Source organism: Clostridia bacterium, from assembly GCA_035628995.1.
GTDB lineage: Bacteria > Bacillota > Clostridia > Lutisporales > Lutisporaceae > BRH-c25.
Map to the genome: position 1 here is coordinate 1 of DASPIR010000033.1, position 26,644 is coordinate 26,644.

Here is a 26,644-nt window from a genome sequence, read left to right on the forward strand (position 1 = left end):
AAGCATTTACTAATGTTTGTGCTTTTGTCAAAGCCGTAACTGCATCTGCTGCCTCCACCTGTGTTGCAGTGTAAGTTGCAGCTTCAATATTAGTTTTTGCTGTTGCAATATCTGCATTGTCTTGTGCTGTTGAGTCTTCTGTTTGCGCTACATTTACATTAACTGTTAGTTCTACACTAATTGGGGCTGTTACATCAGCATAACCTGCTGGCACCGTCCATACTGCTGTTAATGTTTTTGCTCCTGTTGCTATTCCGTCAAATGTTCCTGTCCAATCAGTAATAGTTGCAACAGTAGGAGTTGTTCCGTCTGTTACTGTTACTGTGGTAGGAAGTTTTGAAGCTCCTTTTAATGCTGCTAAGTCTACCAGGTTCTCATCAGCAGATAAAGTTACATCTGTTAAAGATGTAAAGCCTGTGATCTCTTTTAGAGCTGCTGCTGTAGCTGGGAATATTGCTGTTACAGCTCCTGAACCAGCGGTATTCGTTGCTGCTGCTCCAGCCACTGTAAAGAAGTTCTCAGCCACACCTGTTAATGTATAACCTGCTTTTGGTGTAATTGTAATTGTTGCTGTATATACTGTATTTCCAGCAAATGCTGCTGGACTTCCGTTCCATGCTACTGTTCCTGTGTATTGCGTTGTTTCTGTTATCGTTGTTACAGGGGTTGCACCTGTTGCCGGTGCTGTTACTCCAGTGATTGCTGCTGTTGATATTGTTGCTGCTGCTACCGCCGCAGTCGCCACACTTGTTACTGTTCCAGTGTAGTTGCCTATACCAGTTGCTATCACTTTAATGTACTTGCCTGCATCGCTTGCTACTGGTGTGTATTTGTTTGCTGTTGCTCCAACAATGTTTGTATACGTACCATCTATTGTGTCACATTTTTTCCACTGATAAGTTACCGTTGCATCTGCTGGTATAAGTGTTCCTGCTGTTAATTCAACACCAACTTTTGGTGTTCCACTTATTGCGTTAATAGCACTTATGGGAACTTTTACTGTCACTGTAAAGCTTGTTGTCCCATTGTTATATCCAGATTTTGTGGCCGTTACAGCTATAGTTGCTGTACCAGGCGTACTACCTGCTGTTATATTGATCGTATGCCCAGTAGTAACACTCACCGCTGCAACTGCCGTATTATTAGAAGTAGCTGCTAAAGCTGCATCTGCAGGTGTTGTTGTTGCTGTCATGGTTGTTGTTCCGCCTGTTGTCAGTGTCGTATTAGTGATTGTACTTATTGTGACTCTTGGTGTACTCGATCCTCCGCCGCCACCACCGCCACCGCCACCGCCGCCGCCTGAACTTCCGCCACCACTTTTAGGTGCAGTAGTCGGTGCTGGTGTCGGTACTGGCGTTGGTGCCGGAGTCGGTGCTGGTATTGGCACTGGAGCTGTGAGTGCTGTAGTTATTGTCGTACCGGTATCTGTTGCAGTTATACCCGCAGAGGTTGTAACAGTTGTGCTGGGTACCCCTAGGACTACATTCACCGCTTTTATTTCAGCCGTCCCTACTGTACCTGCCCCAGTTATAACAGCCTTTGCTTCCACCACTAGTTGTGCCACTTTAACACCGGCTCCCAGACTGACTTGAGCATTTTCCCCTGTCACATTCAGCCTGCCGATTTGGGAATTTCCGGTTACAGAAAAGGTTGTGCTTCCTGCACTTACTGTTGCAGTATCTATTTTCCCTGCTCCGGATATCGTTATAGGAGCCGCTGCAGCAAGGTTTCCTACCTTGACTGCTGTTGCTATATTGATGCTTGAATTAGCTGCAGAGCTTGCCACATCGATCTTCCCTACACTGCCAGTACTAATATCAAGCTTTACCTTATCTGCTTGAACTTGAACTGATTCAAAATTGCCCTTTAAGGATACAGACACATTGGGATTAACTCTTTCAGCTACTGTAACTAACCCAAAGCCATTACCTGCCGTACCCTGCTCCTCAAGTTTTCCTCCAGATAGCATGTCCACTTTGTCAACAACTGTAGTTCCTGTGGAAAGCACTCTTACCTGGTTATCTGCTTTAAAAACTACGATTCTTGCAAACCTTGAGTTTTCTATAACTACTGTGTTCAGGCCTCCGCCTCTGATAACGGTATTCCCTGTGACGGTGACATTTTTCAGCTTTACATTTCCATTTCCCACTGCCTCGCCGATTATTAGGTTACCATTAATTATTGTATTCTCAAGAGTAACATTCGGGACTTCAATGGCCACATTGCCATTTATGATTTTTGCAACATATGTACCTGCCTTTTTATAAGCTACCTTCACATTCCCATACGCTGTAATAATGTTATCCTCCAGGCAGATTTCAAGCACCGCTACTGCTTGCGCTCTTGTGATTAGTCCTGCTGGATTAAAGGTTCCGTCTGTATTGCCGCTCATATATCCGCGCTGCACTATTGCATCTATTGAATTTCGGCTCCAAACCGCTATTTTATCATTATCTTTAAAAATCACTTTATTAGGTATTGCTTTTTTTATATCGATTTTTAATAATCTAGCAAGTACAACCGCAAATTCCTGACGGCTCATATTAGTGTTCGGCTGAATATAACCTCCAGGGAGAGGCGAAAAATAGCCCGCCTTTCTTGCAATTGACATATCCTTATAAAAAGAATCCTTCGGCTTCACATCCTTGAAGTTGACCTTATCCACTAAGGTCAATCCAAAAACCTTGTTTGCAACTGCCGCAAACTCTGCTCTTGTAATTGGATTATTAGGCTTAAAGCTTCCATCCTTATTAACGCTGACAAACCCCTTCTCCAAAAAACCCTTAATTTGCTTCCCTGCCCAATGATTACTGTAGTCATCGATGGTTGGCTGAGCGAAAGCTGACATTGGTAAAATAAGAATAAAACATATTACTAAGCTAATGATTCTTGTAAAACTCCTTCTCATGTACATAATCCCCTCCTTGTTATAGTGATTTATAATTAATTTAAAAATAAATGTATCCCTCCATTTCAAACATACTATTAATCAACTAATATCAATTCTTACATCAATAATGAATTATTTCGACATAGTGCACCAAATTCCTCCATTTTTTCCATCCATTCTTCCTATCGACATAATATAAGCAACTATTTATAAAAAACTATTGTTAAAACCTTAGTTTAATTGTTTGTTTTTGGGAATTTACAACGAAAAAATGAGCTGGCAATAATACTTTATAGCCAGCTCGTTTATATAAATGTCATGGGACTTCATACTTATTTCTGATACTTTTCTAAAAACCAATCTATCAATTTTCTTGAGATGCTAAGCTTTCCAGGAATATTCGGAATTTCATCCGCACTGAACCATCTTGCATCTACAATTTCATCTTCACCTATCTGTATCTCGCCGCTTTCATGCTCCGCTGTAAATCCAAGCATATATGAATTAGGAAAGGGCCAAGACTGGCTGCCAAAATATTTTATATTTTTTACCTCTATGCCTGCCTCTTCTCTTATTTCTCGCTTTACACACTCCTCCAAAGTTTCTCCGGCTTCAACAAAGCCTGCCAGTACGCTGTAAAGTCCCGAGACAAAGTTCTTATTTCTTGCAAGAAGCAGCCTATCACCTTTTGTAACAGCTACGATAACCGCAGGGGATAAACGAGGATAGGAAATATGTCCACATTTCGGGCATACCTTTGCATGCTCATCAGCCTTCTTTATTGTAGCTTCACCGCATGCGCCGCAGAATCTATGTGTCTCGTCCCACGCTACTATCTGAACAGCACGAAATGCCGCCTGCAGCATGCTATTATCGATTTGTTCATGGAGCTGCCTAAGTCCCAAGAATTCCAGTCCATCAGGCAGTACCATACCCTCCGGATACCTCGCTGTATAACAGGAATGGTCATCTAAGCTCCCAATATATAGTTTGTTCACATTCTTATATTCCAAATATGATAAATCATCAGCTGTAGGTATTGTATATACCTTCTCCAGCTTTTTCACAAGCAGATTGCTTTGCTGAAAAAGAAATTGAAATGATATTTTGTCTTCCCTTTCAGTAGGAATGCTTCCAAGCATAAAACTCATAATTAGCACCTTAGCTTTCTATATATGATTGCAAATATTATTGCTTCATATATTATACAATAAAGAAGGTTTAGGCGCCAGATGCATAAGACCTCCGAATTATTACATCGGAGGTCCTATATTCAAATGCTCTATTTGTTTTTCAACAGAACCTTTATCCTCTCAATTGTCTTGCTTCTAAGCTCAGTAACTGCAGCAAAATCCATACTGCCCACATAGCTTTTCTCCATATCGTCATGGAGCAGCTTCGCCAGCTTTATCCTCTTGACCCCTTCCTCCATCATCTTGCCGTATACTTCCCTATCCTTTACAAGGAGCTCTGCCTTATCCCCATACTTACTTGCATCAATGACAGTATCAAGGTCTATTATCTTATATGCCCTGGACTCCATCTTAGGATTTACAGTTACTGCTATCTTCAAGCCTTCAATCACCAAAGTCTGCAGTCTATCGGGATTTAATGGCTGATGATACAGTTCAGCAGCATAGCCCTTCATATTATATTCCTTTGCGAGATAAGATAATATCTCTGTGGAAATTGTGCCAACCCCGGCCTTCAGATAGTAGCATATATAGTTGCCTAAGATGATGGTATCGATGTAATCCACCAAACCATCAGGAGTTATTGCGCTGTCAAAAAGGTGTCTCGTGCCGGCATTCTTATCGACTGTATCGACGCCATCAACCAGCTCATTTCTAAGTGATATCTTAAGCTTATTCAGCTTTTCCCCGACAACTCCCTCACCGATGATAACTTCAATATCATCCTGCATTTCCTTTGCAGACATCAAATACCTGTATGCACTGAAAAACCTCATTCTTACCTGCTTATTGTAATTGATGATGTCATATTTATCCTTTACAAGCCCTGATTCGCTCCAATACTCTCCAAGATTCAGTATCTCATCAACTGCACCGGGATTTTTGGGGTCAACTACATGAGGCGCTGTTCCATCTATAAGAGCCACATTTGCCTTTTTTATCACCAGTCCGTCCAATGATCTGTTGTCTGAGGAGCAGTAATGGAGTTCAATATCATACCCCTGGTTTACAAACTCCTCTCCTATAGTCCTCATGAAGCTTGACTTTCCTACCCCAGGCCCACCTTTAAGAACAAATATCCTTTCTGCGTCCTCAGGTATGATTTGGTCATAGAATGAGTGGAACCCTTTGCTAGTATTGCCTCCTGGAAAAACCTTTTTGACGTTGCCCTTCTGAGTCATGCTAATACCTCCAAAATAAAAATCAAATTACTACATGATATGCAAAACCCCGCTTTAATGCCATACTCATTAATATATAAAAACCAGTAGGCATTAATCCTTCAGGTTTGTGAAACTTTATTTTTCTACTATCACTTTACAAAATCACCACAACATTATTAAAGCAAATATAATCGTATCTCATGTTTCAATTTTATATTGTTAGCCAACTATTTTGTAGATAAATGGAGAAATAAAAGCTTTCCGATATTTTACCGGAAAGCTAATGCTGTATAGTATTATAATTCATTATTTAAGCATAATTTAATTTAGTACTGTATTTAAAACTCTCAGAAAATTTCCGCCAAGTATTTTATAGATAGTCTCTTCTTTATATCCCCTTTTACAAAGTTCATCTGTAATTGAAGGAATTTTACTTGCGTCTTCAATACCGGGAACATTAATATCTCCAAGATAGCCATTAAAATCTAGACCAAGTCCAACATGATCCTCTCCTGCAATTTTTATCATATACTCTAAGTGCTTCATATAACTTTCAAGCGACATTTTTTTGTCATCTTCGGTAAAATAGCAGTTCAACCCAATAACTCCGCCTGTTTTCGCAATAGCTTTTATTTGCTCATCTGTGAGATTTCTATCACATTTATATAAATCCCTCGAATTAGAATGTGATGCTATAATCGGTTTAGTAGCAATACTTATAATATCCCAAAAACCTTCATCATTAATATGTGAAACATCTACTAATATTCCGAGCTCTTCCATCTTTTCCACTGCTTTTATTCCTAATTTACTAAGTCCCCCTACTTCGTTAACTCCAGATGCAAAATAATTACGATTATTCCATGTAAGAGATGCACTCCTGAGTCCAAGTTTATAAAACACATTTAATAATGTTAGATCACATCCAAGAGGTTCAAATCCTTCCATAGAAAGTACCATATTCAGTGACTTATCTGATGATATCTTTTTAAAATCGTTTTTTGTACATATTAATTTTAAATTTTCATTTTCTCTTATTTCTTCATATAAATCACCAACTTCTAACAAAGCCTGTTTCAATGAACCTTCTGGATGCAATCTAGCATAAATTTCCACAAAAATAACATTAACCCCACCAGCCTGCAGGACAGGAAGATGTTTTTTGGTCAAATCACTACTATGTTCTCCATTTTTTCTGGAATACAAAAGATCCGAAGGGATATCACTATGAGCATCAACAACAATTGCATTATCATGTATTTTAATATAATTCATAATATTCCACCTTTTCTATAATAATTTTTCTGGTTCTAGTGCAAAAAAATAAAGTAGGTAGGGTAATCTTTGATTTTATAATATTTTCGCATAAGAACATTTTTAGGAGTCCTTCAATAACTCCATTGATTTCACTATATTTTAAGTATAACTTAACAATTTTTTATATATTTACCAAGCCTTTTACTTATAATCTTATTATTATTTACTGCAATTTCACCATTAAGGATAACATATTCAATGCCTACGGGGGGTAGAGTTGGATTTTCAAAACTAGCTTTATCTTTTATAGTATCCTTATCAAAAATCACTATATCTGCATCGGCTCCTTCAAATATATCCCCCTTATTTTTTAACTTTAATCTTTTTGCGGGACCAATGGTCATTTTGCGCAAAGCGTCTATCAGTGTCAATTCTTTATGCTCTTTTACATAATACGAAAGTACTCTGGGATAGCATCCAGCACCTCTGGGATGTCCCATATCCTTTCTAAATGAAGAATCGCTGCCAATGAGTACATATGGGGATTTTATGGGGTCTACTATCTCTTTTTCATTCATAACAAAAGCAGCTGCCCACATCTCAGGGTATTGTTTTCTCACTTTATAAAATAGTTCTTCGCTACATCTCGCATTTCTATATGGGTTTTCCAACAACAGTATATCACTGTAAGTTTTATTCCATCTTTCAAAGCAGCCTTCATCAAACACTGCAGATCCAATAGCAGTTGCAAAGGCAGAATATGGATAGCAATCAGCCATAACATCAATGCTATGCTCTATCGCGTTTTCAATAACCTCAAGAGCTTCTGCCATATACCCGAATGCGCAGCAGCTGCCGATATGCGATATCTGCATTGGCAGTTTAGAAGTTTTTGATAACTCTATCAATTCCTTAATAGCTTCAATGCTATTTTCTCCATCTTCTCTATAATGTGCTGCCAATAAGTATTTATCTTCTTCAAGGGCAGAAATGATCCCTATCATTTCATCAAAGCTTGTTCCTGGTGAATATTCTATGCCAAAGGACAAACCAATATAATTGTACTTTTTGTTTTCTCTAATTATTTCTTTCATTTTATTAATTTCAGATTTATTTGCACATCTGTATCTATCATTTATTCCTACCATACTTCTGAGAGAATTGTGTCCAAGAAAAATCATGTAATTAGTAGGTGCACCATTTTTATTAATATAGTCACTAAAGCAAGCTAAACTTTGTCTGTTGCTTCCACAGTTACCTCCAACGTTTGTTGTAACTCCCATTAAAAGTGCGTAATATGAAGTGCAATAAGGGTCATCTAGTCTCATATCTAGTTCTTCTTCATGCATATGTATATCTATAAAACCAGGGGATGCAATATTACCTTCTGCATCAATTTCCATCTTACAATATTCATTTGTAGTTCCAATCTTCTCAATCTTCCCTTTATTAATTACAATATCTGATAAATAAAATGAATTACTGCTAAAATCCGGGATTTTTGCATTGGTTATCTTTAAATCATGCATAATTGAGTCTCCTTTAATCATACATTTACTTTATATAACCTATCATCATGATGAGAATCATGTTCTATATATACTTAAGTCAATTTCATTTACAAAATGACATGCAACCAAATGGTCCTTTGCTACTTCTATCATTTTCGGATTTTCTGATTTGCATATTTCTTTTGCAAATGGACACCTTCTGCTTAGCCTGCAACCATTTGGTGGATTTATCATACTCTCAATTTCGCCATTCAATTCAAATTTTTTCCTGTTTCTGAAACTGCGTGAAATTGTTGGTGATGAATCCATCAATCCTTGAGTATAAGGGTGTTTAGGCCTATTGTACACTTCTTCGGTAGGTCCGATTTCAACTAATTTTCCTAAATACATTACTCCTATGCGATCGCTAATATATCTTACTACATTTAAATTATGCGTAATGAAAAGATACGTCAAATTTTCCTTTTCTTGTAAATCTAATAGCAAATTTAATATTTGTGCTTGAACTGAGATATCAAGGGCAGATGTAGGTTCATCCAGTATAATAAATTTAGGTTTTAATATGATTGCTCTTGCAATGGCAACTCTTTGTTGTTGCCCCCCGCTTAATTGATTAGGGTATCTATCCCCAAAATCTAATCCTAGTTCTACTTTGTAAAGCATTTCATTTATAAATTCATCCATATTATCCTTTGGATATTTATGAACTTCCAATGATCTTTTTAATATTTGTCTAATTGTTTTTCTTGGATTAAGACTTGATGCAGGATCTTGAAATACCATATTTGTATTTTTTTTAAAATATTTTAAATCATTGCCTTTTAATTTTGTAATATCCTTACCTTCGAATAATACACTATTCTCTACAGCATCTGAAAGTTTAAGTATTACTCTTGCTAATGTACTCTTACCGCTTCCGGATTCACCAACTAGTCCTACCGTTTCTTTTTCTCTAATATTAAAACTTACATCATCAACAGCCTTTATATGTTGAATGCTTTTCCTAACCAGCCCTTTTTTTATACTAAAGTACTTTTTCATATTTTTTATTTCAATTATATTTTGTATCATTTACTGTACCTCCAAGTGACATGAACAATAATGTTCTTGAGGATATTCTTTAAAATCAGGTTTAATTTTTGTACAAATATCTTTTTTTTGTGGACATCTATTTGAAAACCTACAACCGTCAGGTGGATTTATAAGATTTGGCACCATTCCTGGGATGGTTACCAATCTGCCTTCTTTTTTGCTTATTGTTGGCAAAGCCTGCATCAGTAATTTCGTATATGGATGTAATGGATTTTCAAATACCTCAAACACTTCACCCATTTCCACGAGATTACCAGCATACATAACTCCTATTCTATCTGCTGTTTCGGCCACTACACCAAAATCATGAGTTATTAATAGTACTGACGTATTAAACTCATCTTTTAACCTCTTTATTACTTTAAGTATTTGAGCCTGTATTGTAACATCAAGAGCTGTTGTTGGTTCATCTGCAATTAATAATAGTGGCTTTCTTGATATCATCATACTAATCATAGCTCTTTGTCTCATGCCGCCACTTAGTTCAAACGGATAGCTTTTTATCCTTTCTTTTGAATCAGGTATTCTGACATCTTCAAATACTTCTATTACTTTTTGCCATGCCTTTTCCCTGGTAATATTGTCTAATAATAAAGATTCTAATACTTGTCCTCCTACTGTCATAACTGGGTTCAAGGAATCTAATGGATTTTGAAATATCATGCCAATTTCTTTTCCTCTGAAGGAAAACATCTCTTTTTCAGTCAATTTTAGTACATCTTTGCCTTTAAAATAAATATTACCATCTGCAATCATTCCATTTTTAGCTAATAATCTCATCAGCGAGAAAGCAATGGTACTTTTTCCACACCCTGATTCTCCAACTAAAGCAAATATTTCTTTCTCGTTTATTTTGAAATTCACATCTTCCACTGCTTTAACAATTCCATTGCTTGTTTTAAAATCTATTGATAGTTTTTTTACATCTAGTAGTGTATTCATTTTATTCCTCCTTAGCTTCCATATTTAGGGTCTAGTATCTCTTTAAGCCCTTCACCTAGTATGTTAAATCCCAACACGACAAATAAAAGAGAAAGTCCTGGTGCTATTGATATCCAAGGTGCCGGCCTTAAGAATTTTATTCCCTCGGCTAAAATTACTCCCCAATCTGGAGCTGGAGGTTGGGCCCCTAACCCTAAAAAGCCTAATGATGATGTTGATAGCACTGCAGTTGGTAATGTTAATGTCACGAGTATTATTATTTGGTTTATTGTGTTTGGTAAAATATATTTTGTAATTATATTAAAATCTGATTCTCCTAGCACTCTTGCTGCGTCAATAAATGGCAAATTTTTAAGTGTTTGTGCTTTTGCACTTATTATTTTTGTATATTGTGCCCAACCAACAAGTGCGATGGCAATTACTACATTTGTTAAGCTAGGACCTAATATAGTTACAATAGCTAATGACATTACAATAGAAGGCATTGACCATGTTATATCGGTTATAAATGATATTATCCTTCTTACGCTGCCGCCATAATATCCCGATAATAATCCTAATGTTACACCAATCAATAATTGTATTGCGGTAACGATAAATCCTACTTGCAACACTATCCTTGTACCATAAATTACTCTGCTAAAAACGCAACGTCCGTACATATCAGTACCAAAATAATAAGTCATACTGGGTTTTTGCAGCTTATTAATTAGGTTTATTTCATCATAGGGATGAAGGGCTATAACATCAGCAAATATCGCACAAATGATTATACTTAAAGAAATTAGTAATCCGACAACAAAATATTTGTTGCTAAAGACTTTTTTCATCCTACTTTTTTTCATTGTTATACTCCTTCCATGTCTTTTCTCACTCTGGGATCAAGATAAGCTACAATTACATCTCCTATAGTATTTGATATTACTGTCAGTAAAGCAATAATCATAACGATTCCCTGAACTACTGGGTAGTCTTGTTTTGTTATTGATGTCCAAAGTAAATAACCCATTCCAGGCCAAGCAAATATTCTTTCTACAATTACCGATCCACCAATGATCCATGGAATTGATAAAAAAAACATTACTGTTGTAGGTATAAGCGCATTTCTTAATACGTGCTTTATTAAAATAGTCTTTTCATTTAACCCTTTAGCATAGGCTGTAATAACATACTTCTCATTTAAAATATCAACTATTTCTGATCTTGTTACTCTAATTCCAGATGCCATATTTGTTAATGTAATTGTTGCAACTGGTAAAACTAATGAAAGAAATCCACTATAACCGGATATCGGGAATATTGGGATTTTAATAGCGAACAGTAGTATTAATAGTATCCCAAGCCAAAACTGTGGTGTTGACCAAAGTATTATTGTTGAATAGACTGTAACCTTATCAAAAAATGAATCCTTTTTAAATGCTGCAAATAATGCTATTGGTATAGCCAGCAAGTATTGCAAAAGAACAGAAACTCCTGACAACATCATAGTATATTTAAATCTACTCATTATTAATTCGCTAACTGGCTGGCTGGCTAGAATTGATAGACCGAAATCTCCCTTTAAAGCATTTATGAGCCACTTAAAATATTGTATGTATAATGGCTTATCCAACCCGAATTTTGTTCTTAATTCTATAATCTTTTGCGGATCCGTTCTATCACCTGCTATTAGCTGAATTGGGTCTCCTGGCATGCTATGCATTATTGCAAACAATAACATGCTTAATGACAGCAATATAAGAACACCTAGTAGTAATCTCTTTATCACATATTCAAGCATAAACCTACCTCCCCCATCTCATTATTTAATATACTGCTGATTAACGTACATTGGAATGTATTATTATATTTTTAATTTAATAATACATTCCATTATAACTACTCACTGTCTTATATTCACTATTACATCATAAATTACCTGTAACCCCGAAATTTACAAGGATTATAACCCCATTAATCAACCCTTATTTAGTGATAAGCTTTTTTACGTCCATGAATCTGGCATTTCCTTGAGCATCTACATAAAAACCTTCAATATTAGCTCTGCTAGCCTTATACCACTTTTCATAGAATAAGCTAATCGCAGGCATCTGATCATACATCATATCTGTTACTTCTTCGAACTTTTTCTTTCTTTCATCCAAATTCGGAATATACATTGCGTCATTAATCAACTTATCTAAGTCTGCGTTGGCGTAATATTTCGAATCAGTAGTAAAGCTAAATACATGCATTGGGTCTGCCCACTGAACTGATCTTGTTGATAATTGGAACTTACCTTCTTTTGTATTATCCTTTACATATGAATGTTCAAGTTCTCTTATTTGTAAATCAATCCCTATTTCTTTTAACTGCTTTTGGATAACAGGGGCAGCTGATTTTATAGCAAAAACATCCATTGCAGTCAATAATTCTATTGTCATTTTCTTTCCATCTTTTTCTCTAATACCATCTGCATTTTTATCAACCCATCCTGTTTCTTCTAAAAGTGCTTTCGCTTTTTCTTTATTAGTGCCCCATTTAGTTATCATTTCTTTTTCTTTTTCTGGACTATAACTGGTTACTGAGGGTGACATGTATGTGTAGCTGGGAGTAACAAAGTTATCCAGGGCTAATGCTATTTCATCTCTATCAATACCAAGTGTTATAGCTTGTCTTACTTTAATATCACTCAGTATTGGATCTTTAGTATTCATATATATCAAAGATCCACCTGGCTGCATAGCTTCATAAAGCTTAATATCGGGGTTTGCTTTTAAGGATTCAATGTTTTCTAAAGGTACGAAGTCAATAATATCTACCTTGCCTTGCTCTAATTCACTAACAAGAGTAAACGTGTCAGGAATAAACCTTACTGTAATTTTATCAAACTGCAAAGGCCCTCTGTTTTTGGTTTCTGGGCTAAAGTTTAAATATGTCGGGTTTGGCTTTAGTGTTATATGGGATCCTTGTACCCACTCTTCAACATACGCTGGTCCGTAAGTAACTGCCTTTGTTTTAAACGCATCATTACCAATTTCTTTTGCTACTTTAGCATCTACAATACCTGATTGAATTGATGATATTACAGTAAACAAAACGGGGTCAGGCTGGCTAAGCTTAAAAACAATAGTCCTATCATCTACTACATTATATTCTTTAATATTTACATAGTCAGAAGCATATGCTCCAGTTTCTACATTCCTTTCATAAGAAGCTTTTATGGCCTCTGCATTTAACGGATCGCCGTTTGAAAACTTTGCTCCTTCAGGAAGTTTGAATGTCCAAGTCAATCCATCGTCTGAAACGTTGTAGGATTCAACTACGTCCGACACATATGATTTACCATCTATAGTGACATCAAGCAGCAACCCATATAATAAAACATGTGCTAAGTTACTTTTAGATATAGTTTGTGTATCTGTTCCCTCTATTTCATCTGATACTGCAACAACAAGATCCCTTGAGTATTTATCTTCTCCTACGCTGGAGACTTCCTTAGAAATTTCCTTTTGACCGCACCCTGCAAATATAAGAAGTAACGCAATCGCCAAAGCTAATATACTTATAAACCTTTTAGTTCTTTTCATCTTCTCTCCTCATTTCTAACTAAATTATTTTCTGTTTTTTTGATAATCACATTATGAAGTCAAGATTCCATTTTACTTCTTTGTTAAGTTAAGATTCCCCCTTCTAAAATTGGTTTCGTATATTCCATATGTCGGTATTTTTTGTTCTTATAAACCAATACCTCCTTTAAAATAAATTTTCCAATAGACTTTTTATTGAAGTAATATAATGCACTGTTAGTTTTAACAAGATATAGTCATACAACAAACTTTAAAATTAATTGCAAAGAATGTCAAAGAATTTGTTTAAATCGAAACATTTGGAGTACAAATTTATAATGAAATATGTTAGTTGGTATCTGTAGTATCCGTTAAATTATAGAATTTTCAAAGTGAAAAGCTTCATTTCATCCTGAACCTAGGGTACAACATAATTGGCATACTTATAGTCTGCCAGTGATTCCGCCTCCTTGAATGGATTTTATTGTTGAAATAACTCCCTATCCAATGTACTTTGCAAAAACCAAGCCAATAAAGACCAGTTAGTATATAGTCAAGAAATATGCGGATAAATATCTGCGGGAAAGCATTGATTGTATTCAAATAGAAGTTATTTGAATTTTCTTTTATTTCAGCCCATAAGAAAATTAATAATCTTTTTAAAAACAGAACATCAAAAGTAAATGTAAAATTAATTGACACAAAAATCCTATGTTATTCGTATAATTGTCCAAATATTATACACTTTTTTTCTTTCAAAAAGCATAACTATTTTGGATAATTGCATGGATAAGATGCATGTGGTAGAATATAGCAAAATAGTAGAAAGTACTTCATTCTGTTGAAATATTTTAAATGCAAATTCAAAGGATAGGAGAAAAATTATGTATGATTTAGTTATTAAAAACGGCGAAATTATGGATGGCTCTGGAGCAAGTTCTTATATTGCCGACATAGGAATTAAAAATGGCTATATAAAAAAAATATCTCCAGGTATAGAAGATTTAAGTACAGAAGTGATTGATGCAAATGGGTATATAGTATGTCCTGGCTTTATTGATATAGACTCCCATTCCGATTTTTCCTTTTTTACAAACCCCAAAGCAGAAAGTAAAATTAGACAAGGAATAACAACAGAGGTTGTAGGTCAAGGAGGTCATACATTAGGTCCTATTAATATGAGGTACCTAATGGATCTGAAACAGTATACAAACTCTTATGTGCAGAATAAAAATGAAGCAAATTACTGGAATTGGAAAAGCCAATCCGAGTTCATTGACATATTAGGGAAAAAAAGGACATCTGTTAACATCGCATCTTTAGTAGGATATGGAACCATTAGAGTTGCAGTTATGGGTTTTGAAAAAAGAAAGCCTTCATTTCATGAAATGGAAAAAATGAAATTTATTCTTGAGGAGGAGTTAGCAAATGGAATTCATGGATTGTCTTTAGGACTAGACAATAGTCCTGATTCACTTGCCACAATGGAAGAATTGATAGAAATGGCTACAATTATTAAAAAATATAATGGCCTATGTGCGATACACATGAGGGATGAAGGGAATTATCTAGTAAAATCAATTAACGAGGTTATTGAGATCGGCCAGAGATCCGGTGTTAAATTACAAATATCCCATTTAAAGGCGGCCCACCCGCAAAACTGGGGGAAGATTAAAGAAGTTATTAGCATAATAAATAAAGCAAAACAGGCAGGATTAGATGTTGATTATGACGTTTATCCATACATTTCATATGAAAGTGTTTTGAGCGATGTACTTCCCACGTGGATTAGAGAGCTAAGCCCTGAAAAAATAGCAGAATCCTTAAAAAAAGAAGATACCAAAGATAAAGTAGTAAAAGATATGCTAGATACAAAAAGTACTTGGGGAAACCCTATATTAGGCTCATCTTGGGATAGAATCAGAATCATATCAATGAAAAAGCCGGAAAATAAACGGTTTGAAGGAATGAATATTGAACAAATCTCTGAATATTTGAATTTGAAACCACATGAAGTTGTGATTAAATTACTCATCGAAGAAAGTGGTGTAATTAAGATTATTTTTTCTGCAATGATTGAAACGGATTTGATTGAAGTAATGAAACAGTCAATGGCAATATTTTGCACAGATGGGTTAGCAGTATCACCTTATGGTGACTATAAAGAAATTAAAGTACATCCAAGGTATTATGGGACATATCCAAGAATACTGGGTAGGTATGTAAGACAGAAAAAGATTATGTCTTTAGAAGATGCTATTCATAAGATGACATTATTACCAGCTATGAAAATGAACATACGCGATAGGGGATTCTTGGCAGCTGGGTACAAAGCGGATATTGCAATTTTCGACAAAGGAAAAATAATTGATGAAGCTACTTTTGATAAACCACATCAATATCCAGTAGGAATTATAGATGTTATCGTTAATGGTATACCCGTTGTAAAAAATGAGGAGCATACAGGAGAGTTACCCGGAGAAATATTGAAAAGAAAATAATATTAGTGATTTATTTAGTTATCAATGAAGAGGAGATCTTATTGGTGAAAACATTGAATCGAACAATATTAATCATAGATAATGAAATTTGTAGAATGCGAAATTTAAAAACCTCATTACAATCTTCTGGATATAAAGTTAAAACAGTAGAAAATGGACAACAAGCCATTCATTATTTAAAAACCGATACAGTTCATGTACTTATTTCAGATTTTGACACGGGTCAAATATCTGGTATAGGGTTAATAGAAGAGACTTTAAATATTGATTCATCAATAGGTATAATATTCATAGCTACTAATTCAGATATAAAAAATGTAGTGAAAGTAATGAAATCGGGAGCCTTCGATTATTTTGACAAATCATTTTTGATGGAAGAGTTACTTTTTGCCATTGAGAAAGCAATAGAAAGAAAAGAATTAATTGAAGAGAATAATTGCTTAAGAAATAAGTTTCAAGAGAGCTGTCAATATGATGGCATAGTATATGAAAGTGAAAAAATGAAAGCAATCATTTCAATGATTGATAGAATAGCGCAGAGCAATGCCACAGTATTATTGATGGGAGAAAGTGGCGTAGGAAAAGAAGTTTTTGCAAAAATGATTCACAATAAAAGCATGCGAAAAGATAAGCGATTTATCGTCATAAATTGTGCAGCTATACCTGAAAATCTCATTGAAAGTGAACTTTTCGGACATGAAAAGGGATCTTTTACTGGTGCAAGCTATAGGAAAATAGGGAAATTTGAACAAGCAGAAGGTGGAACGGTATTTTTAGATGAGATGGCTGAATTATCTTTAGACATGCAAGTTAAATTCTTAAGAGTTTTGCAAGAAAGACAATTAGAAAGAGTGGGGTCTTCAAATAGTATCAATGTTGATGTAAGAATCATTGCAGCTACGAATAAAGATTTATCAAAAGAACTGGAAAAAGGAAATTTCAGAGAAGACCTTTATTATAGATTAAATGTCGTAAAAATAGACATACCCCCATTAAGAGAAAGAAAAGAAGACATTGGCGCTTTGGCAAAAACTTTCTTGTATGAATTTTCTAGAGACTACGAAAAAAATCTTAAACTTCTAGATATAGAAGCTATGCTTATATTGTTAAATCATACCTGGAAAGGGAATGTAAGAGAATTAAAAAATGTAATAGAAAGATCTGTAGTTATTGCAAAAAAAAATGAAGAAATACTACTAAAAAAGCATTTACCAATAGAAATCAGTAATAATAAAAACTTTATAGAAGGCAGAGGAAGAACAGAAATGACGTTAAAAGAATATGAAAAACTGATCATAATCGATACGTTAAATAAAGTAGATGGGAGTAAATCCAAAGCCGCTGAGATTTTAGATATAAGAAGACAAACCTTATATAATAAAATCAAAGAATATAATATCTCTTTATGAGAAAGAAATAATAACAAGGAACAAGTAAAAATAGCAAGCCCTGCAGAAATGCAGGGCTTATGCTTTGGAGATAGTTGTATATATGAAAAAGTAAAGTAGGTAGTTACTCAATATAATTGTACTTGAAAGTCAACTACGAGGCGCTATTCCATCTATAAGTGCCCCATTCGCCTTTTTTATCACTAGTTACGTCCTCAAGTATGATTTGGTCATAGAATGAGTGAAACCCTTTGCTAGTATTGCCTCCTGGAAAAACCTTTTTGACGTTGCCCTTCTGAGTCATGCTAATACCTCCAAAATAAAAATCAAATTACTACATGATATGCAAAACCTCGCTTTAATGTCATCACAAAACATTAGACTTTTGAGTCTTCCTCGTATATCATATTATTTGGATTAAAAATTGGATATTATTCAGTTCTGTTTTACCGAATTGAGAAAGGGTTGAAAACTATGCACAAATATTTCATTGAGGGGCTTCTACTGGGCTTGGCCTATGTAGCTCCAATAGGCATGCAGAATCTTTATGTAATAAACACGGCAATAAGATCAAGCAGGTTGAGAGCTTATCAGGTAGCATTCATTACAGTGTTTTTTGATATCACCCTGGCTCTGGCATGTTTTTTCGGCATCGGTATTGTATTGGAGAATGTTCCGATATTGAGAAATGCAGTACTTGCAATAGGCAGCATCATGGTTGTATATATAGGCGTAGGACTAATACGCTCCGCCCCCGATGTTTCAAGAGAAATCAATGTGGGGGAACCACTCTTAAGAGTCGCTTTAATATGCTTCACAGTCACTTGGCTTAATCCTCAGGCAATTATTGACGGAACTTTGCTTCTTGGCAGCTTCAAAGCCACATTGCCTGCCGCTTATTCAAATCTTTTCATTCTTGGTGTGGCAGCTGCATCCTTTTGCTGGTTCACAGGCCTGGCAACTATTGTATCAATCTTCAAAGGTATGATAGGTCCAAAAATTCTAAAGACAATAAATGTACTTTGCGGCAGCATTATTGTTTATTACGGGATTAAGCTTGCATATACTTTTATTAAAATAAAATTAGCTTCATAGCAAGCCCATGTATGGAAAAATTTCAAATGCTATGCTACAATATTTTTGTCGGTATTCGAAAGAAACTGAACTTTAATTTTTCTTGTAAGGATTTTTCGACTTATATCCTTATGGAATAAGAACGGAGGTAATTTCATGGAATTGGGAAAGAAGCCCGCATTTTCTTATCACCTTAACACCAGGCAGATTGCCGTTATAGGCATGCTGTCCTCCATCTCTATTGTGCTCGGTATTACAGGCTATGGTTTTATACCTCTGCCAATCGCCCGCGCAACAATAATGCACATTCCTGTTATTATAGGAGCGATTCTGGAAGGACCAATTGTAGGCATGCTGATAGGTCTGATTTTCGGGGTATTCAGTATTTTTCAGAACCTGGCAAACCCGAACCTGTTATCCTTTGCCTTTATCAATCCATTGGTTTCGGTACTTCCGAGAGTACTTATCGGCCTCACTTCCTATTATTGCTACAGACTCGTGGCAGGTAAGGCAAAAATGCTGGGAATAGGCTTGGGAGCAGCTATTGGCTCACTTACAAATACCTTTGGAGTATTGGGCATGATTTACTTATTATATGCGGCCCGTTATGCCGAAGTAAAAGGAATAAGTGCAGCTACGTCAGCAAAGGTGATATTCGGTATAGCACTTACAAATGGTCTGCCGGAAGCAATGATCGCAGTAATTATTACAGTTCCTGTGGTTATTGCAGTTATGAATAGAAAATAATTTCTTCAAAAACTCAAAAACCCGGAGATATTAATTATCTCCGGGTTTTATTTTACATCCTCCCATCATATCAATACTAGTAAGACTTTGTCTGCTTCTTTGATGTTTCAGGGGGGATGTTCCTATGCTGAATAAAAGAAAGTTGGTCTTTTGCATCATGCTTGCCGTCCTGGCGGCGGCACTTCAGGCTGTACCCCGTATATTGGGGACTGCATTTGCATTTGCTGCAATACTAGGCGGTTTTCCCGTATATATTGCCGCAGGGCTCAATTGGGCTTTGGGAATTGCAGTATATCTGACAGCCGCATACATTACATCAATCATAAATATAAGTGAGGCATTATTCTTTGTTTGCACAAATGGCATTATCGGACTCTCCTTAGGCATATTAAAGAATCGTTTCGGAAGTATATACTTTGCACCCGCCCCATCCGCGCTAATAGTTATTTCTATGCTTTTTGCAGTCAATTACCTTTTCGAAATAAGCATTTTCGGCTATTCAGCCCTCAAGACCCCCATAGTGCAAGCGTTTACGCTTTTTTTGCCTCTCTATATATATTGTCTAATATATTTGAAGCTGGCTATGTTTGCAGACACCCTGCTTTATAAGTATATTGACCTGGATGCACATTAATTAATTTGGCTTCCTGTGTTTAAAAATTCCAGCGGATCCTTTTCCATCAGCGTTTCGGGATTGATATAAAGAGTTCCGATAGTTGTTGTCCAATGCAAGTGAGGCCCTGTAGAGAAGCCTGTTGTTCCAACCTCTCCAATAATATCACCCTTCTTGACCTCGCTACCTTCCTCAACCAACAGTTTGTCAAGGTGAGCATATGAGCTGTAAATATTGCAGCCATGATCAATAATGATTGTATTGCCTGTAACCTTCAACATCATGGATAATCTCACAATTCCATTATTGGCTGCTTTTATTGGAGTGCCTTTAGCCGCCGATATATCAAGACCTGAGTGTCTTTCGGACTCATCATTGTTAATATATCTTATCATTCCGAACTCAGTGGAAGTCCTTCCTTCCACTGGCTTTACAAATGTACCCTCCCACAGGGGTTTTTCCGAAGTGACAGCTTTTGCCCTGCCAGTGTGCACCTTATCCTCATCAAAGTTTTTATCGCTTCTCTGGCTTTTTTGAGCAGTAGAAACCTTAAGATACTGCTTTTCAAACTCCTTTGGCAGCACTTTAAGAATCCCTTCATTTTCAGCTGCTATTTCGCCATCTCTTCGCACCTGGACCTTATACTTATAATCTCCTTGCTTGGTTCTGCAGCTTAAGCCCACTATTGCCAGTTTGCCCTCCAAGTGGTTGAAAAACCTCGGCTGCTCCTGTGACAGCATCGTAGATACCTGTATCTCATCCCTGTCTGTCATGCCTTTGAGATATATACCAAAACAACCTCCGGGAAACACTTCCATATTCGAGAATACTATTTCCGGAACAGGCTCTGGTGGCTGCTCTACCTTTTCAGCTATTTCTGCCTTTTCAGGACTTACAAATTCCTTCTGCAATCCAATAAGACCGCAAGCTGAAATAAACACCACACAGAATATAAGCGCCCTCATTATATATTTACCCATACTCTACCTACCTTTCACAGTAAGTGTTTACCTATATTATATTAGTATTCTAGCATATTATTAACAAAAGGGCAGCTAAGCTTTTCACCTAACTGCCTGTTTTCTTATGTAACATATGCCTCTATTTATTATTCTTCTGTATACAGCTCATCGAAATTGAGCAGTATATACATTCTTCCATTGTCCAGCTTGCCTACTCCGCTAATATATTTTCTGCTGATGTTTGATACTATTTCCGAAACTGGCTCTATACTCTCTTTTTCAACCGTAAGCACCTCTGAAGCCTCATCAACTACAAACCCGGCCACATTGCTTCCTGCATTGGCTACTATTATCCTTGTCCTGTCATCCGTTCCTACATTATCAAGATTGAATTTCTTTTTCAGACTTATTACCGGAATCACATGTCCCCTAAGATTCAGCACTCCCTCGATATAGTCCGGAGAATTGGGTATCTTGGTAGGCTTGCTGTAGGGTACTATTTCATTCACCCTAAATATATCTATCCCATACTCCTGTCCGTTAAGCCTGAATATTACCAACTGCATTGTATCCATTATAGTTCCCCCCTATTATTTAAGATACAGACAGCCTTCCAATTCCTTTAAAAGAGTATGCGACTAAAAGGCTTGTCCCTTTTTATTGAATACTATGGCATTAGATTATGAATTCACTGAATATTTTATCAATATTTATTTCGACATGTTTTGCCAAATTCCTTCCTATATACCAGAATAATGAACAATAATTCAGCTTCACTCATAACCTTATCCAATAATTCTTTTAACCGCTTCTATAACTCTTTCTGTCTGGAAAGGCTTCACTATAAAATCCTTTGCCCCCGCCATTATCGCCTCTACAACTATGGCCTGCTGCCCCATCGCAGAACACATTACAACATTGGCCTTACTATCCCTGCTTAAAATTTCTTTTGCAGCAGTGATTCCATCCATTTCCGGCATCGTTATATCAAGAGTGATGAGATCAGGCTTAAGCTCAAAATACTTTGCAATTGCCTTCTGTCCATTCTCAGCCTCCCCTACCACTTCGTAACCCCCCTGGACCAATATGTTCTTCAACATCATCCTCATAAATGCTGCGTCATCTGCTATAACTATCTTCCCGCTCAAGCTTACTACCTTCCTTTTTTCCTAATTATAAAATAATATCTCAACTTCACCCAAAGCGCAAACCGTTTATATCCAATTGAATAATTCGCCCTTTATAGAAATCTATAAAGGGCGAATTATTCATCTTATACTATGCTTGATTTGGCGCAAAGGTCGCACAATCTGTTTCCTGAGTATTTGTTGCATCATTAGGCTGTATTTCAATTTTTGCAGCATTGCAATAATTACCTTGTGAGTAATAATAGCAAGTGTTTACAACACATTTCACACCTGATAGATGGTCGTTTTTCTTTTCAACTCTGCCCTGCATAATAAAACCTCCTTATTTTTTAATACAGTTTTATTATTAGTTTTAAAGAACTTTTTATTCTACAAACTGCAAATCAAAGTCTTTATTTAGCTTTCTTGCGCAACAGTGAGAATCTCTGCATTTTCTAGTGCTTCCTCCATTAATCCGACCATATCAAGCTTTTCTTCAGACCTTTTTATCTCTGCCAGCCTGGGCTTGGTCTTGGGGTGCTTGGGAACAAAAATTGTGCAGCAGTCCTCATAAGGAAGTATTGATGTATCATAGGTACCGATTTTCCTTGAAATATCCATTATATCTACTTTATCCATACCGATAAGTGGTCTGAAAACAGGGATCTCAAGCTCACTATTAGTCACAACTATGCTTTCCAAAGTCTGGCTTGCCACCTGTCCCAAGCTCTCTCCCGTAACCAATGCTCTTGCTCCCTCTTTCGCCGCTGCCAGCTCCGCCAGCTTCATCATGAATCTTCGCATTATTATGGTCAACTCATCTTCCCTGCACTTCTCAATTATATCCATCTGAATATGTGTAAACGGAACAACATAAAGCCTTATAGGGCCTGTATACTCTGACAGCTTCCTGGCAAGCTCCACGACCTTATCCTTTGCTCTCTCACTGGTGTAAGGATGACTGTGATAATACACGCACGACAGCTCCAAGCCTCTCTTAGCCATCATAAATCCAGCCACCGGACTGTCAATACCGCCGGAAAGCAGCAGCATCCCCTTTCCTGCACTCTTGTATGGCATGCCGCCAACACCTTTATACTCTTTGGAATATATGTATGCCTTGTCTCTCACTTCTACATTTAATACTACATCGGGGTTATGTACATCCACTTTTATATCTGCTATTGCTTTTAGTACATTTCCTCCTACCACCCTGGAAATTTCCATTGAATTCAAGGGAAATCTCTTATCTGCTCTTTTGCTTTCAACCTTGAAGGTTCCCGCTCCGCCTATGGTGCTGATTTGCTCTACAGCAGCCCTGCTTATAGCCTCTATATCCTTCTCGACAATGTCGGCTACTGCCACCCTGAGTATTCCAAACACCTTCTGCAGCTCTTTAATCATTTCATCTGAATATGCGTGTATAAAAAACCTTCCTGACTCTCTATCAATTCTATGTTCCGTTCCAATCCTTCTTCTTATCTCCCTAAGCAAACTGTTCTCAAATTCTCTTCTGTTCAAGCCTTTGAGGGTAATCTCACTTGAGGATTTTACAAGCAAACACTTCATCTTTTCAACCTCCTTAAAAAGGGCAGTATCTTCTTCAGAGCTTCAATAGTATAGTCAACCTCTTCCAATGTGTTGAAATAAGAAAAGCTGAACCTGACTGCGCCCTCTATGTCACATTCTCTTAGTCCCAAAGCAGGAAGCACATGGTTCCTGTGCCCCGATTGCTTGGAAGCACAGGCGGAACCCGTAGAAACATAAATCTTATAGTCTTCCAACGCATGCAGTAGCACTTCTCCACGGACTCCCCCGAAGGAAACATTCAATATATTGTCAATATGGCAGTTATCCAACGGACTGTTTATCACAATATCATTAACCTCTGAAAGTCTTCTGATAAAATGTTTTTTAGTATTATAAACTTGTTCCGCTTTTTTCTGTCTGTCCACAATAGCTTCAGATGCAGCTATACCAAAGCCCGATATTCCCGGAAGGTTTTCTGTACCCGATCTGATGCCGCCCTCCTGTCCACCTCCAAAAATGAGCGGTTTCAGCCTCAGCCCGCTTTTTATGTACAACGTCCCTGCGCCTTTGGGTCCATGGATTTTATGAGCACTTAGGGAAAGCATATCAATATCCAGACTCTTCACATCCAATTGGAGCTTGCCTGCTGACTGCACCGCATCAATGTGAATACGGGCTTTTTTGCTGTTTGCTCTGACAATCCTAACTATCTCCGAAATTGGCTGGATTGACCCCACTTCATTATTCACATGCATTATCGTTACCAACCTTGTATTATCCTTTATTGCCGCTTCAAGCCGGTCTAATTTCACCAATCCCCCGCTGTCAACCTCAAGATAAGTAACTTCATGCCCCAATTCCTCCATGCTCTCCAAAAGCCGCAAAATACTTGGATGTTCAATTTTCGAGGTAATGATATGCTCACCCTTTAAGACCATGCCAAGAATGGCGGTATTGTTGGCCTCACTGCCCCCTGAGGTAAAAACTATCTCCTTAGACAATGCACCTATAAGTTTGGCTATTTCAGTTCTTGCAGCAATTGCCTTCTTCTCTGCCTCAATACCCAGCTTGTGGGCGGAGGATGGATTGGCGAAGAACTTTTCCATGCACTCTGCTACCTCATCAATTACCTGCCTATGGGGCTTTGTTGTTGCACTATTATCAAAATATACAAATTCCATGGTTTCCCCCTCGTTTTGATCAATTCTCAACTTTCTATAATATATTTTCATTATTCCCAAAATGAAATATTACTCTCTTCGGTAATGTAAATATTATATAAAAGCACAAAATGAAAAAGCAAGTACAAAAAATACTTGGCCTGCAAAATTTCCTTCTTCACAAATAAATAATTTTAGAGTATTATATAAAATGAGGATAAATTTTTTTTAGTTCCCATACATACCTTATCAATCTCTTGAAAGGTGGAAGAGCTATGAACAATGCACATCATATTAATAACGGGCAAGTATCCGCTTACTTTAAACTGCTTGCCGGATGTCTGATACCAATTGTTTCGATTTTTGTTTTTATTGAAGCCGGAGTTGAATATTACAGTATAGGTGGTTTCATACCTTACCTGATGCTCCTCTTCTGTCCGATTGCATATTTGATGATGGCATACTCTAAAGTGTCAAAAGAAAGAATGATAAATAAATTAAAAGATAAGCTCAGGTAAAGAACCTGAGCTCTTTTCATGAATTATATTTCGCATATTATACCTTGGGAATAGTCACTACAAACCTTGTACCTTTCCCGATTTCACTCTCAGCAGCTATTGTTCCCTTATGGGCTGTTATTATAGCTTTTGCAATAGTCAAGCCAATGCCCGAACCTCCTGTATGCCTGCTTCTGGAGGCATCAGCCCTATAGAACCTTTCAAATATATGCCGCAGGTCCTCTGCAGCTATACCTATGCCTGTATCACTTATTGATACCATTGCATTATCTGCATCATCCCAAATCGTTAAGCGGATATGCCCACCTACACCTGTGAATTTTAAAGCATTAGCCATCAGATTAATAATCACCTGGCTTATTTTATCCCTATCTGCAGAAACATTAATACTCTTAATTTCTAAAGATACCTTTATGTTTTTATCTGAGTACTCCTTTTCAAAGTTCACCATAATGCTTCTTATCAATTCAGAAATATCAAACTCTGTCTTTTCAAGAGTCATTCTCTCACTTTCAAACCTTGTGAGCTTTTCCAGGTCTCCGACCATCCTGCCGAGGCGCATTATCTCCTCATGCACGCTCTTAAGCCTTTTGGGTTCAGCTTCCCATATGCCATCAATCATTGCCTCTATATGGCTTTGCAGCGTGGCCAATGGTGTTCTTAGTTCATGTGCTACATCAGCTGTAAGCCTTTTTCTAAGCTTTTCCTGCTTCTCAAGTGTCTCAGCAAGATTGTTGACAGATCCTGTAAGCTGAGCTATCTCCTTAATATTTGAGATTTCGCTGCTTCTGTCATCGTAGCAGCCTCTCGAAATCATTTCCGCGGTATTTATTACCCTGGAAATCGGTGTGCTTATACTCCTTGCCATTATATATCCAAACGCAAGTGATAATACCAGCGATAAACCGCCGACTGCTATGAACACTATATTCAAAGCGTTGATAAATGCCAAATCAGCATCTGTGAAATAAAAAGGTCCGTAGTATGCTATTTCCACACTACCTGCCTCTTTAGTGTCACCTCTTACGGGATAAGTATTAGTAGTAAGCTTTCCTTTCCAATTGGGATATCTGCTGGACATATTGCTACTCATGTGAATTATCATCTGCTCGCACATTCCATTATTGTACTCGGTTGCATCCCATATCATGCTGCCTTCAGTGTCTATTACGCTTATAATCATTCCGTCTTCCAAAGCATTTATTCCGATATCCTGAATGACCTCCTGGTTCCATCCTTCCCCTTCATGGTATTGCTGGTTTATCAGACTTACTATGTTCTCATTCCTTTTTTCCTGGTTGTTCTTTACATATTCTCTGAACTGGCTTTCAAGTGATATGTTCGCAATAATGCTTATGAGCATAACGCATATCATTGCTATTACTATATAGGAAAGGGACAGCCTGTTTCTTAGACTATACTTCATGC

The 26,644-nt window shown here is 36.8% G+C and carries 24 protein-coding genes; 6 read left to right on the plus strand and 18 right to left on the minus strand.

What is annotated here, in order from left to right; all coding sequences use genetic code 11:
* From VEB00_14300 to VEB00_14345, 10 genes are all read right to left on the minus strand, one after another.
* On the minus strand, positions 1–2,914 hold a 2,914-nt coding region (locus VEB00_14300), incomplete at its 3' end, for an S-layer homology domain-containing protein (protein ID HYF84187.1).
* Positions 2,915–3,222: 308 nt separating this feature from the next.
* Positions 3,223–4,041: an NAD(+) diphosphatase gene (nudC, locus tag VEB00_14305; protein HYF84188.1), complete on the minus strand. Its 819-nt coding sequence runs from the start codon at positions 4,039–4,041 to the stop codon at positions 3,223–3,225.
* 131 nt (positions 4,042–4,172) lie between these two features.
* Positions 4,173–5,264 carry a hypothetical protein gene (locus tag VEB00_14310; GenBank protein HYF84189.1) on the minus strand — a complete coding sequence of 364 codons (1,092 nt, stop codon included), beginning with the start codon at positions 5,262–5,264 and terminating at the stop codon, positions 4,173–4,175.
* A 303-nt stretch (positions 5,265–5,567) separates the two neighbouring features.
* Complete coding sequence (locus tag VEB00_14315; protein HYF84190.1) at positions 5,568–6,521, minus strand: dipeptidase; 954 nt, start codon at positions 6,519–6,521, stop codon at positions 5,568–5,570.
* 152 nt (positions 6,522–6,673) lie between these two features.
* Positions 6,674–8,032, minus strand: coding sequence for an amidohydrolase family protein (locus VEB00_14320; protein ID HYF84191.1), 1,359 nt, complete (start codon positions 8,030–8,032; stop codon positions 6,674–6,676).
* A 57-nt stretch (positions 8,033–8,089) separates the two neighbouring features.
* Positions 8,090–9,085 (minus strand): ABC transporter ATP-binding protein, encoded by a 996-nt coding sequence (locus VEB00_14325; protein ID HYF84192.1) that lies wholly within the window; start codon positions 9,083–9,085, stop codon positions 8,090–8,092.
* Positions 9,086–10,048, minus strand: coding sequence for an ABC transporter ATP-binding protein (locus tag VEB00_14330; protein HYF84193.1), 963 nt, complete (start codon positions 10,046–10,048; stop codon positions 9,086–9,088). It lies immediately after the preceding gene.
* Between the two features lie 11 nt (positions 10,049–10,059).
* Complete coding sequence (locus VEB00_14335) at positions 10,060–10,893, minus strand: ABC transporter permease (GenBank protein ID HYF84194.1); 834 nt, start codon at positions 10,891–10,893, stop codon at positions 10,060–10,062.
* A 2-nt stretch (positions 10,894–10,895) separates the two neighbouring features.
* Positions 10,896–11,828 carry an ABC transporter permease gene (locus tag VEB00_14340; GenBank protein ID HYF84195.1) on the minus strand — a complete coding sequence of 311 codons (933 nt, stop codon included), beginning with the start codon at positions 11,826–11,828 and terminating at the stop codon, positions 10,896–10,898.
* A 184-nt stretch (positions 11,829–12,012) separates the two neighbouring features.
* Positions 12,013–13,617, minus strand: a complete 1,605-nt coding sequence (locus VEB00_14345) for an ABC transporter substrate-binding protein (GenBank protein HYF84196.1) — start codon at positions 13,615–13,617, stop codon at positions 12,013–12,015.
* 863 nt (positions 13,618–14,480) lie between these two features.
* On the opposite strand from VEB00_14345, the gene VEB00_14350 reads away from it, so the two are divergent.
* Both VEB00_14350 and VEB00_14355 read left to right on the plus strand, forming a co-directional pair.
* On the plus strand, positions 14,481–16,097 hold the full coding sequence (locus VEB00_14350; GenBank protein HYF84197.1) for a D-aminoacylase: 1,617 nt from the start codon (positions 14,481–14,483) through the stop codon (positions 16,095–16,097).
* Between the two features lie 44 nt (positions 16,098–16,141).
* Complete coding sequence (locus VEB00_14355) at positions 16,142–17,506, plus strand: sigma-54 dependent transcriptional regulator (protein HYF84198.1); 1,365 nt, start codon at positions 16,142–16,144, stop codon at positions 17,504–17,506.
* A 133-nt stretch (positions 17,507–17,639) separates the two neighbouring features.
* Here the strand turns inward: VEB00_14355 and VEB00_14360 are convergent, their stop codons facing one another.
* Complete coding sequence (locus tag VEB00_14360; GenBank protein ID HYF84199.1) at positions 17,640–17,789, minus strand: hypothetical protein; 150 nt, start codon at positions 17,787–17,789, stop codon at positions 17,640–17,642.
* A gap of 170 nt (positions 17,790–17,959) precedes the next feature.
* Here VEB00_14360 and VEB00_14365 point away from each other — a divergent pair, with 170 nt between their 5' ends.
* The 3 genes from VEB00_14365 (at position 17,960) to VEB00_14375 (ending at position 19,940) form a co-directional block, all read left to right on the plus strand.
* The gene (locus VEB00_14365; GenBank protein HYF84200.1) at positions 17,960–18,580 is read left to right on the plus strand and encodes a LysE family transporter; all 621 of its coding nucleotides are present in this window, start codon (positions 17,960–17,962) and stop codon (positions 18,578–18,580) included.
* Positions 18,581–18,715: 135 nt separating this feature from the next.
* On the plus strand, positions 18,716–19,306 hold the full coding sequence (locus tag VEB00_14370) for an ECF transporter S component (protein ID HYF84201.1): 591 nt from the start codon (positions 18,716–18,718) through the stop codon (positions 19,304–19,306).
* 124 nt (positions 19,307–19,430) lie between these two features.
* The gene (locus tag VEB00_14375; GenBank protein HYF84202.1) at positions 19,431–19,940 is read left to right on the plus strand and encodes a hypothetical protein; all 510 of its coding nucleotides are present in this window, start codon (positions 19,431–19,433) and stop codon (positions 19,938–19,940) included.
* On the opposite strand, the gene VEB00_14380 is transcribed toward VEB00_14375, so the two are convergent.
* The 6 genes from VEB00_14380 to VEB00_14405 form a co-directional block, all read right to left on the minus strand.
* On the minus strand, positions 19,937–20,899 hold the full coding sequence (locus VEB00_14380) for a M23 family metallopeptidase (protein HYF84203.1): 963 nt from the start codon (positions 20,897–20,899) through the stop codon (positions 19,937–19,939). The two genes, VEB00_14375 and VEB00_14380, sit on opposite strands and share 4 nt — an antisense overlap.
* Before the next feature lie 128 nt (positions 20,900–21,027).
* Entirely contained in the window at positions 21,028–21,456 is a 429-nt protein-coding gene (locus VEB00_14385) for a chemotaxis protein CheW (GenBank protein ID HYF84204.1), read from the minus strand.
* Between the two features lie 210 nt (positions 21,457–21,666).
* Positions 21,667–22,029 carry a response regulator gene (locus VEB00_14390; GenBank protein HYF84205.1) on the minus strand — a complete coding sequence of 121 codons (363 nt, stop codon included), beginning with the start codon at positions 22,027–22,029 and terminating at the stop codon, positions 21,667–21,669.
* Between the two features lie 130 nt (positions 22,030–22,159).
* Complete coding sequence (locus VEB00_14395; GenBank protein ID HYF84206.1) at positions 22,160–22,339, minus strand: DUF1540 domain-containing protein; 180 nt, start codon at positions 22,337–22,339, stop codon at positions 22,160–22,162.
* 86 nt (positions 22,340–22,425) lie between these two features.
* On the minus strand, positions 22,426–23,577 hold the full coding sequence (thiI, locus tag VEB00_14400) for a tRNA uracil 4-sulfurtransferase ThiI (protein ID HYF84207.1): 1,152 nt from the start codon (positions 23,575–23,577) through the stop codon (positions 22,426–22,428).
* The gene (locus VEB00_14405) at positions 23,574–24,719 is read right to left on the minus strand and encodes a cysteine desulfurase family protein (protein ID HYF84208.1); all 1,146 of its coding nucleotides are present in this window, start codon (positions 24,717–24,719) and stop codon (positions 23,574–23,576) included. The genes thiI and VEB00_14405 overlap by 4 nt, the downstream gene beginning before the upstream one ends.
* A gap of 254 nt (positions 24,720–24,973) precedes the next feature.
* Here VEB00_14405 and VEB00_14410 point away from each other — a divergent pair, with 254 nt between their 5' ends.
* Positions 24,974–25,216 carry a DUF2933 domain-containing protein gene (locus VEB00_14410; protein HYF84209.1) on the plus strand — a complete coding sequence of 81 codons (243 nt, stop codon included), beginning with the start codon at positions 24,974–24,976 and terminating at the stop codon, positions 25,214–25,216.
* A gap of 37 nt (positions 25,217–25,253) precedes the next feature.
* Here VEB00_14410 and VEB00_14415 read toward each other — a convergent pair whose 3' ends face one another.
* Complete coding sequence (locus VEB00_14415; GenBank protein HYF84210.1) at positions 25,254–26,642, minus strand: ATP-binding protein; 1,389 nt, start codon at positions 26,640–26,642, stop codon at positions 25,254–25,256.
* Between the last annotated feature and the right edge of the window lie 2 nt (positions 26,643–26,644).